6 protein-coding genes and 2 pseudogenes are annotated in these 10290 nt (G+C 66.1%); 2 read left to right on the top strand and 6 right to left on the bottom strand.

Going from position 1 to position 10290, the window contains the following annotated elements; all coding sequences use genetic code 11:
• From ACFTWP_RS39190 to ACFTWP_RS39175, 4 genes and pseudogenes are all read right to left on the bottom strand, one after another.
• Positions 1 to 977, bottom strand: a 977-nt coding sequence (locus ACFTWP_RS39190; protein WP_380269949.1) for a reverse transcriptase N-terminal domain-containing protein, incomplete at its 3' end; no start/stop codon positions are given.
• 567 nt (positions 978 to 1544) lie between these two features.
• Entirely contained in the window at positions 1545 to 3329 is a 1785-nt protein-coding gene (locus ACFTWP_RS39185; RefSeq protein WP_380269948.1) for a reverse transcriptase domain-containing protein, read from the bottom strand.
• Between the two features lie 747 nt (positions 3330 to 4076).
• Positions 4077 to 4757 (bottom strand): annotated as a pseudogene (locus tag ACFTWP_RS39180) (transposase); the annotation flags it as partial.
• Between the two features lie 289 nt (positions 4758 to 5046).
• Positions 5047 to 5622 (bottom strand): annotated as a pseudogene (locus ACFTWP_RS39175) (IS3 family transposase); the annotation flags it as partial.
• Positions 5623 to 5688: 66 nt separating this feature from the next.
• On the opposite strand from ACFTWP_RS39175, the gene ACFTWP_RS39170 reads away from it, so the two are divergent.
• Positions 5689 to 7476 (top strand): transposase, encoded by a 1788-nt coding sequence (locus ACFTWP_RS39170; protein ID WP_380269947.1) that lies wholly within the window; start codon positions 5689 to 5691, stop codon positions 7474 to 7476.
• Between the two features lie 148 nt (positions 7477 to 7624).
• On the opposite strand, the gene ACFTWP_RS39165 is transcribed toward ACFTWP_RS39170, so the two are convergent.
• Together ACFTWP_RS39165 and ACFTWP_RS39160 are read right to left on the bottom strand one after the other, a co-directional pair.
• Entirely contained in the window at positions 7625 to 7918 is a 294-nt protein-coding gene (locus ACFTWP_RS39165; RefSeq protein ID WP_380269946.1) for a transposase, read from the bottom strand.
• Positions 7878 to 8114: a LuxR C-terminal-related transcriptional regulator gene (locus tag ACFTWP_RS39160; protein WP_380269945.1), complete on the bottom strand. Its 237-nt coding sequence runs from the start codon at positions 8112 to 8114 to the stop codon at positions 7878 to 7880. Before ACFTWP_RS39160 ends, ACFTWP_RS39165 begins: the two co-directional genes overlap by 41 nt.
• Before the next feature lie 695 nt (positions 8115 to 8809).
• On the opposite strand from ACFTWP_RS39160, the gene ACFTWP_RS39155 reads away from it, so the two are divergent.
• Positions 8810 to 10290: NPCBM/NEW2 domain-containing protein (locus ACFTWP_RS39155; protein WP_380269944.1), on the top strand; the 1481-nt coding region annotated here is incomplete at its 3' end.

Raw genomic sequence — 10290 nt, 5'->3', positions numbered from 1 at the left:
CGCAGGCCCGTCACCAGCACCTTCACCACCCCGGTCGGCATAACCCGCACATCGGCATAAGCCGACTTATGCGGAACTCGGCATAAGTCTGCGTACCGCACCAGCACGGGGCTGCCGCTCTGTGCACTGCCGGCGTCTCGGCCAGCGGTGAAGTAGCGGACCCCTGCGGCTTCCTCCATCCCGTGCAGGGCCACGTTGAAGAGCAACGGGCTGATCACCCCGCCCTGTGGAGTTCCCTCCTCGGTCGGGGCGAACCGACCCTTGTCCACGACCCCGGCCTTCAGCCACTGCCGGACCAGTCCCCGGGCGGGGAAGGTGCCGAGCGCGGCCATGAGCCGGTCGTGGTCGATGCGGTCGAACGCCGCCGTCAGGTCCGCGTCGAGCACCCACACACGCTGCGGGTTCTTCCCGTTGAGCGTGGAGTAGATGGCTCCGATCGCGTCGTGACAGCCGCGGCCGGGCCTGAAGCCGTACGACTTCGGCTCGAACCGCGCTTCCCACTCGGGTTCCAGTGCGCCCAGTGCCATAGCCTGTAGGCACCGGTCGACGATCACGGGAATCCCGAGGCCGCGCTTCTTCGTGGTCCCCGGTTTGGGGATGAACACCCGCTTGACGGGCTTGGGAGTCCACGGTCGGGCACGGTGCTGGACCCAGAGGGCCAGCGCGGCCTTGGACTGGGGAAGCAGTACCACCTTCCCGTCGACTCCCGCCGTCGCGCGTCCCGCGTTGATCTCCGTGACCCGCCGCACGCTCACGAGCGTGTTCGAACGGGACCGGAGCATCAGCTTCTGCAAGTTGCGGACCTTCTTCAGGTCCCCTGCCTGCGATGCCGTGAAGATTCTCTGCCGCAGACGCCGTACGTCCTCCTCGGCCCGGCGCCAGTCGATCGACGTCCAGACCAGGTCTTCGCCCTCAGGTCCGTTCACCGTCGCGGCGGCGGCCGGGACGGCCGAGACCGCTCCGTCCGCATCCGTCATGGTGTCCAACTTGTCCCTCGGTTCCGTCGTCTTTGTCCAGTGAGTCCGCACAGGCTCACCCGGCCCACGTCAGCACCCTTTCGGGTCCAGGCAGCAGCCTGTATCCGGACGGTTATGCGGGGCGACCAGCGGAGAGGCCGATCATGCTGCCCCGGGTTCCCGTTTCCTTTCGGCTTCCGGCATTGGCTTCTTGGGCCATCCTGTTCCCGCTGGGGAGTTGAACCTTCCTCACGGTCGGCCGACCGGACCACGACGGCCCGGACCCCAACGGGGTTTCCACGTTCCACACGAATGAGTTACGACCGGGGTGGGTGCTCCCTTTACCCCGAGGCGGCGGTGTCCACCTGGCCGGAGTGACCTCTGCCAGCCAGCGCCTGCCGCTTCTCAGCGGCCAGCCATGCACCCCACTGGAACTTCCCATCGGCGGGGCTTGGGATCACGAGGCATCATCGGGAGTTCACTTGCGGTGAAGTAGGCCGCCGGCGAGGTGCCTCCAAGGAGGTCCTTTTCCGACGGCCCCTTCCCGAACGGTACGTGCGCCTTTCGGCGCATACCGCTCTCCAGTGACTATTTCAAGGGAACGACGGCGAGTCGCCCGGCGTGGGTATGCTCGTGGCAGGGTCGGCAGATGACGAGGGTCTTGCGCCGACGCATGGCCATCATGCGTACCCATGCGGGCTTCTCGGTGCGGCCTGGCTTGTTCAGGTCCGCGAGCTTGCGGATGTGGTGCACCTCCAATCTATTGGGTGAGCCGCACAGCTCGCAACTTCCGGCGAGGAGCCTATGAATCAACTCATTGCCGGTGGCTGCCAGGATCGGAGCCCTGTCTATGGGCTTCGCATCTTTCTGCCGTTTCAGCGGGATTCCTCCGAACCACGCGATCAGCGGTTTCTTGTCCTCACCGCGTTCGATGACGACACGGAAGCACACCCGTGGCCCCTCGGGGGTCTCCATGACGGCCTTGTATTTACGAGCCGTCGCGGAAACAGTGGCCTGGTGCTTTCCCGCCAATGTCTTCAGCAGTGAGGTCTCCATGACCCAGCGCAGCCTACCGAGACGGTAGACGTTCGCAGCCAGGAGATAGTACTGAACTACACCTCGATATTCGGCCTGATATTTGCTGATGATCGTGAAGTCCTGATCTTGCAGCATTTCGTACCGACTCGCTGGTTCGCCGCAGCGCATATACAAGGAACACCTGCGCGTGATCGCTTCCTCGGGAACACGCAGTCCGATCACGCCATTGACGGATCTCCGATTTCGAGTGAGCCGGTCATTGGCATGCTGGGCCACTATGTCATAACCGAGGAAGCGGGCCTTCTCTGTGCGAGCGTGGGTGATCAGCGTCTTCTCTGCGGAGAGTTCCAGTTTGAGTTCGTCACGCAGGAACTCCCCGATCCGCTGCTTGATCTCCACCGCCTCGGCCTTCGGCCCGCTGAATCCGAGGAGAATATCGTCGGCGTACCTTACGTAACGCAGCCTTCGGTATGTCGGGTCCCGTGGGTCCTGACTCGGGAGGGTTCGTCGGGCCTGTGACAACTCACGTGCCGACCGTCGATCCCCGCGTTTCCGCGCCCGTGTGATTGCGTTTTCGATCCTCTTGTATTCGAGGTTGGTCTTCCGAAGCTTCCCCCGGTTGTACTCCGGCAGCAGCACGTTTTCGACAAACTTGTCCAACCGGTCAAGGTAGATGTTAGACAGGATCGGACTGGCCACCCCGCCCTGCGGTGAACCGCTGAGCGTTGCGTTCCATTTCCAGTCCTCCAAATACCCGACCGTCAACATGTTGCTTATCAATCGCAGGAACCGGCCATCATGGATCTTTTCACCCAACGTCTTGATCATCACCTTATGGTCAAGGCGATCAAAGCATTGAGTGATATCTCCCTCGATGAACCAGCTCGACCCCGTCCACGTGTCCACGATTTCGCTTAACGCGGTGTGGCAGCCTCGAAGGGGGCGGAACCCATGAGAATGATCCGAGAACTGAACGTCGTAGTACGCATTGAGTAACATGCGCACGACTTCGGCCGGCAACTTATCTGACCATACGGGCAATCCTAGAGGCCGACGTTTCCCGTTGCGCTTAGGAATATAGATACGCCGGACCGGACTCCACCGATACCGCTGGTTTCGAACGGCCTCGATGATCGCGCCTATTTTCTCTAAGGACATGCCGTCTGCGGTCTCTCCGGTGACGCCAGGGGTCATTGCACCCGCATTGGAGTACAGCTTCCCGTAGGCAGCCAGATAGAGCTGCGGGTTGAACAGTTGTCGATACAGCCGTTCCAGCGGCAGGCCACGCCTGCCACGTTCACGAATAACTTCCAGAACCGCTTCGGCGTTCTGCATTACGCAGACCTCGCGTATCTGGTCAGTCCAGTCACCTGCGCCACTTTGCCCTGTGTCCGGCTTTCCCGGACCCCCTGGTAGGTCGTTACTCCTGCGACTACTATTGGCGCTCCGTCACCATAGGGCTCGCACCCCTTAGGCAATCCCGCGGTACGTCCCTGTTGTACGTCCGAGCGCGACTTAGGCAACCCACTCATCCCCTTGACTGCCCTCACTGGGCATCACCCGCCCCACGGAGGTTGCATCAGTAGGCGAACAATACTGACGCACAGGGCGGCACCGGTTACAGACGTCATTCCGGTGGGCGCGGACATTCACCGATCGGGAATTAGGTTTCAAGCAGTTTAGCTTTTGCCGTATCGCACGGATCTCGCAGCACCCCGCCTTGACGCCTTCGCGCGGTCGCTGCTTTCCTGGCATGCTGTGGTCCCCTTAACCTTTCGATCTCAGGTTAGCCATTAGATCCATGAACGTTCTTCCGAGTTCATTCCGGCTGAGCCGGAGATACAACAGGGCGCCTCACGGCGCACTTCACCCGTCCGGTCTTCCCCTTGCCGGTAACTCCCGGATGGAACGGGGGCCCTTGGGCTTTCCCCTGAGCTTCGCACCACGCCGTTACCGGCATCGCACGTCAAGGGCGGGGACGGGTCATACGGACACGGACCCGTGACTGCACCTACGGCCTCACCATCAGCCGCCTCTCCAATCGGTCAGTCCACTCAAATTCGTGCAACTTCGTGTCGCACGATCGCCTTCCCAATGCCCTGGGACCGCGCGGTCCCCGGCCTCTGCAGGACGTTCACTGAGGACGACATCCGCGGTGACATGCCCTTGCGGCTTGTTCCGTGACCTCGACCGAGGCTCTCGAAGTGCCCGCCCGGTGCGTAGGCAGGCGACCAGCTCCCGCTTGAGCGCACCACGGCCCTCGATGAACAGCGACTGGTAGATCGCCTCGTGGCTGATGCGCATGGACTCATCCTCGGGGAAGTCGGCCTTCAACCGGTGCGAGATCTGTTCCGGGCTCCATGCTGTCGCCCACCGCCTGTCCTGCCGGTGCGGCTTGTTCAGCCCCTTCCACGGAGGCGTCTGCGGCCCCGCGACGACCGTCCCGTCAGGCCGGTGAACGTTCCCCGAAAGCCTCTCCTGCACGTACTCACGCAACCGGTCGTTGCCCAGGAGCTTCGCGCTCTTCGGACGCTTGGCCGCCTGCTGAGCCTTCCACTGGGCGACCGTCGCGCGGTACTCCTGCTTGCCACCGCGCGTGGCGGCGTTGCGGCGCAGTTCGCGAGAGATTGTCCCCGGGTCACGCCCCAGGGCGCGGGCGATCTCGCGCACGCCCTTGCTCATCGCCCTGAGGATCGCGATCTCCTCGCGCTCCTCGAACGTGAGGTACCGGCCCGAGGGCTCGGCCAACGAGATCGGAGGCATGCCGCCAGCGTGACGAAACCACCTCGCACCCACCGGCCACGACACGCCGACCGCCAGTGACGCCTCCACCGTCGTGACCCCCGTGGCGATCAGGCGCCAAAACTGGCGCTGCGCGACCCGAGACGGATCAGGCCGTCCCGGCGAACGCATCGCCGGCCGCAACGCACGGTCAGCGCGCCACTGCCGACGCCGCCCCTCCGGAACATCGCTGGTCTTCAAACGCCAGTCCGCTGTGGCCACGCCGCACCCCTCCGAGATCAGGGTGTTGCGACGACCAGTTGAATCCACCTTGAGAGCCCCTGTCCGAGTGGAAGATCACGCCGTCGACCCGGCCACCGCGGGTCGCCACCGCGGCCTCCAAGGCGTCGGCGACCAGCCGGGTGCGCATGTGGTCGGCCATCGACCAGCCCACGAGCCGGCGCGAGTGCAGGTCGATGACGGTGGCCAGGTACATCCACGAGCCGCCAACCGGTAGATACGTGATGTCCCCGACCCACCGGATATCGGGCCCGCCCGCGGTGAAGTCGCGCCCGATCAGGTCCGGCGCCGGCGGCACGTTCCTGTCCCGGACGGTGGTTCGGCAGCGTTTGCGCAGGTGACGGCCGACGATGCCGTGCTCGCGCATCAGACGGGCTATCCGCTTGCGGTTGACCACCCGCCCTTGGGCCCGCAGCTCCGCGTGCACCCTCGGCACCCCGTAGGCGCCGTGCGTCTCCCGGTGGACCTCACGGATCTCGCCCACCAGCGCGGCCTCCGCCGCCGCCTGGTCGGCGCGCGCCCGAGCGCCGGCCTGCCAGGCGTAGTAACCGGAGCGGGCGACACCCAGGACCTCGCACAACCGCTGGACACCGAACTCGGCCCGGTGAGGCTGTTGCTTTTTGCAGAGCGACCCGCCTGCGGAGGGACGACGGGGGGCGTGTTGGATTGCGGTATGGCGAACGGGTTCCGTCCGGTAGATCGTGATCAGCAGTTCCTGCTTCCGGTGGACATGCGGGAGTGGCTGCCTGACGATCATGTGGTGTGGGTGCTGCTGGAGCTCGTCGAGCACCTGGACCTGCGCCGCCTCGAAGCGCGCTACGTGTTGGGCGGAGTGGGACGTCGGGCGTATGACCCGCGGATGATGCTGGCGCTGTTGATCTACGCGTATGCCGACGGTGTCCGGTCCTCCCGACAGATCGAGCGGTTGTGCCGTACCGACGTGGCGAGGCGGGTGATCTGCGCACTCCAGGTGCCGGACCACAGCGTCATAGCCCGGTTCCGTCAACAGCATCAGGACTCGGCCCGAGAGCTGTTCACGCAGGTGCTGCTGGTCTGTGCGAAGGCCGGGCTCGGCAGGCTGGGCACGATCGCGATCGACGGAACGAAGATCGCGGCGAATGCATCCCGCGGCGCGACCTGCCGCCGCAAGTGGCTCCAGGAGCAGGTCGACGCCATCATTGCCGATGCCGGCTCCGTCGACGCTGCCGAAGACGCGGATCGCGGTAGCGAGATCCGCGACGGTGAGACGTCTCGGCAGCTGCGCGGGCGACTGGACCGCAACGAGCGGGTCCGCCGGTGCCTGGAGGAGGTCAAGGCAGAGGAGGCGCTGCGCGGCCAGGATGCCGAGTCGATCGCGGTGAAGGAGCAGGTGAGCGTGGCCCGCGCCCGGCAGGGGTGGAGCGGAGGCGGACCGCTGGCGCCGGGGGTGGACCCGGTGGCCGTGGCGGCCGCCCGGGTGGAGGCGGCGCGGGAGTACATGCAGCAGACCCAGGACCGCAAGCGGGAACGGATCGCCGAGGTCCGCGAGCAGCTTCGGCTGGCCGAGGCCGGGCTCGGTCCCAAGCCGAACCTGGGCCTCTTCAGCTTCGACGACACCAAGGGCCGGGAGGTTTCCCGCGCCCGACGCCGGCTCGTCCGGGCCGAAGGGGCCCTGGCGGAGGCGCATGATGCGGCAGCAGCCTCGCAACGCTCCGAGGCTGGGCAGTCTCGCAAGTCGGGTGGCCACGGGAAGAAGGTGTCGCGCGACAGCCGGCGCCAGGTGCGGCGCAACGTCACCGATCCGGACAGTCGGCTGATGTCCGCGGCCGACGGTGGGGCGGTCCAGGGATACAACGCTCAGCTCGTCGTTGCCGACGACGGATTGATCCTGGCTCCCGAACTGGTGCAGGACGCCAACGACAGTCGGCAGTTCCGACCCATGAGCGAAGCAGCCGTCCGAGCCGCTGTGCTGGTTCATCAGGCCCGCTGCGAGGGCAAATGCCCTAATATCGGTGGATGCTGCGTCGGCGGCGCGGACGGCGAAAAGATATCCACAGGCGGTTGCGGCGGGCCCGCTTGTCCATGCTCGCAGGACTGGATCGGTGTCCTGCTCCTCGACAACGGTTACTGCAACAACGACAGCCTCACCGCGCCCGGCCCGGACCGACTCATCGCCACTGGCAAGTCGCGCGACCTGCCAGAACCCGGCGAGGACCTGGGCCCACTGGCCTTCGACTCCGACGCTCGTACTCGGATGGCACACCGCCTGGCCAGTCCGGACGGGGCCGGCCTCTACAAACGGCGCGCTGCCACGGTGGAACCGGTCAACGGCCATCTGAAGGACCGCACCGGTCTACGCCGCTTCGCCCGACGAGGATTGGCCGCTTGCCAGGCCGAACTCGACTTTGCTGCAATGGTGTTGAACCTGGGCAAGCTGATGCGGCTGGAGTCCGCCGAACGAACCGCCGCCTTGGCCGGATAGCCACAATCGCGGGACCGCCGGCCTCGCAACAGCCATATGACAGCTCTCTGCCTCATGCCCTGCCATTACCGTCGTCCCTCCGCAGGCGGGTCGCTCTGCAAAAAGCAACAGCCTCGGTGGGTGGAGATGAAGTCCCAGCGGCGGGCCCTCACTTCATCTCCCGTGCGAAATACGCGGCCGCCCGGCGCAGGATCTCCTTCTCGACCTGCCACTCGCGCTCGGCCTTGCGAAGCCGCGCGAGCTCGGCCCGCTCGCCGTCGTTCAGCGTCGGCGCGGGCGCCGCCGTCTCGGCGTCGGCGGCCCGCACCCAGTTCCGCAGGGTCTCGTGGTTGACCCCAATCTCCTTCGCCAACGCCGCGAACGTGCGTCCGCCGCCCGCGGCTCGGTACAACGCGACAGCATCACACCGGAACTCGTCCGAGTACTTCGACGGACGTCCCATCTGGACTTCCCTTCCTGGACCTACAAGATCCAAGTGTCAGGGGTGTCCACGTCCCGGGGCAAAGCTCAGTACCGAGTTTGCGGAGCACGTTGGCGACGTGGTGTTCGACGGTGCGGGTGGACTGCGAGAAGGCGGTGGCGATGTCCTGGTTGGGGCGATCTCCTTCGCGCCACGGCCAAGGAACCGGCGCGAGCACACTCCGGCCCTGCTGCTGACCGGTGGCTCATTCACCCGCTCCGCAGTACTGGTCGGCCCGATCACGGACCAGGCAGTCCGCAGTCGGGCTCAGCAGCTTCGCCCGCCTCGACGAGATCGACCTCAAGTCAGTTTCTTGTACGGCCGACGCGGCGGGTGTCACGGGCGTCGCCGGACCGACGCTGATGCAGGGCGGCTGGCGGACGTGCGCAGGCCCGGTGCAGGTGACGTTGTGACAACGCCGCCGAGAAGTTTACTCCGGCCCGTTGACCTGCCTGGACTCTCGATGTTCCTATATGTGCCATCCAGTTGACATCTGTTTGCTTCTGAAAGCACCCAGGCCTACTTAGCTGGTGACAGTTGTACCCCCGGGGGGGCTACCCCCGCTGACGTCTCCCCCAATGACGCCGGCATCCTCCGAGGAACGTACGCAGGTCGCGTCCCTGCCGTCGCCAGCGAAATCCAGCGACGTCACACCGGCCGACCGGTCGCCCCCCACAGGCGACATGGGTCCCTAGTCCCCGAGCAGCACCTCGACTTCAGACCGGCTCCGACCACCTCAGCACTCGAACCGTCGAAGCCGGCCAGGAGTCACCGCGATCGCTCAGCAGGCAGCACCTGCCTCCACAGGCATTCCCGGACACCCAGGGCCATGTCCCGACCACCCGTTCACAAGCACCACTGATCGGACCCCACATGAACAAGAACCGCTCCTCCATCGGACGACGGATCACAGCAGCCGCCTCCGCCATGGCCCTCGCCGCAGCCGGCGTTGTAGCCGCCGCCGCATTCCAGGTCGCGACCGCCCCGGACGCGTTCGCGCTCGACAACCACCTGGGCCGAACCCCGCAGATGGGGTGGAACAGCTGGAACGCCTACCGCTGTGGCATCGACGAGACCAAGATCAAGGCCGCGGCCGACGCCATCGTCTCCAAGGGCCTCAAGACGGCCGGCTACCAGTACGTCAACATCGACGACTGCTGGCAGGCCGCGACCCGTGGCACCGACGGCGCCCTGCAGGCCGACCCCGTCCGCTTCCCTTCCGGCATCAAGGCACTCGCCGACTACGTGCACGGCAAGGGCCTCAAGCTCGGCCTCTACACCACCCCTGGCAGCCGCTCCTGCGCCAACATCTGGGACGCCTACCCCGGCCAGCTGGGCAGCCTCGGCCACGAGACACAGGACGCGAACGCCTTCGCCTCCTGGGGCGTGGACTACCTCAAGTACGACTGGTGCAAGGCCGACGAGGACGGCGTCGACGCCCAACAGGCCTTCACCAAGATGCGCGACGCCCTCAACGCCACCGGCCGGCCGATCTTCTACAGCATCCACCGCGAACCCCAGCAGCCCATCGACCCGTGGCGGCCCACCGTCGCCAACTCCTGGCGCACCACCTCCGACATCTCCGACAACTGGTCCAGCATGATCAGCAAGGCGCAGGCCAACCAGCCGCTCGCCGCCCTCGCCCGGCCCGGCGCCTGGAACGACCCCGACATGCTGGAGGTCGGCAACAAGGGCATGACCACCGCCGAGTACCGCACCCACATGAGCCTGTGGGCCGAGATGGCCGCCCCGCTGCTCATGGGCACCGACCTGACCGATCCGACAAAGGCCACTACCGACAACCTCGCCATCCTCGGGAACACCGACGTCATCGCCGTCGACCAGGACCCGCTCGGCCGCCAGGGCACCGTCGTCTCCCGCACAGGCGGCCTGGTCGTCATGGCCAAGCCCCTCACCGACGGCTCCCAAGCCGTCACCCTCACCAACGAGAACGACACCGGCACCGCGACGGTCTCCACCACCACGGCGGCGATCGGCCTCGGCGGCGCCTCCACCTACCAGCTCAAGGACCTCTGGTCCAAGGCCGTCACCTCGACCACCGGCGCCATCAGCGCCAGCGTCGCCCCACACGAGACCGTGATGTACAAGGTCACCCCCGCCACCAAGGTGGCGCCCACCACCGGCATCCACCAACTGTCCGAACTCGCCTGGTCCGCCGCGGCCGGCGGCTGGGGCCCGGTGGAACGCAACCTCAGCAACGGCGAGCAGGCCAGCGGCGACGGCGCAACCATAGCCATCGGCGGCACCGGCTACCCCAAGGGCCTCGGCACCCACGCGGCCTCCGACATCACCTACTTCCTCGGCGGGACCTGCACCTCGCTGACCGCCACCGT

Origin of the sequence: Kitasatospora sp. NPDC057015 (genome assembly GCF_042673745.1) — a bacterium.
Taxonomy (GTDB): Bacteria; Actinomycetota; Actinomycetes; order Streptomycetales; family Streptomycetaceae; genus Kitasatospora.
This window is presented reverse-complemented; position numbering and strand designations above follow the sequence as displayed.

Coding starts and splice junctions, on each gene's coding strand:
- ACFTWP_RS39185 (WP_380269948.1), bottom strand. CDS start 3,329: ATGCAGAACGCCGAAGCGGTTCTGGAAGTTATTCGTGAACGTGGCAGG.
- ACFTWP_RS39170 (WP_380269947.1), top strand. CDS start 5,689: ATGGCGAACGGGTTCCGTCCGGTAGATCGTGATCAGCAGTTCCTGCTT.
- ACFTWP_RS39165 (WP_380269946.1), bottom strand. CDS start 7,918: ATGGGACGTCCGTCGAAGTACTCGGACGAGTTCCGGTGTGATGCTGTC.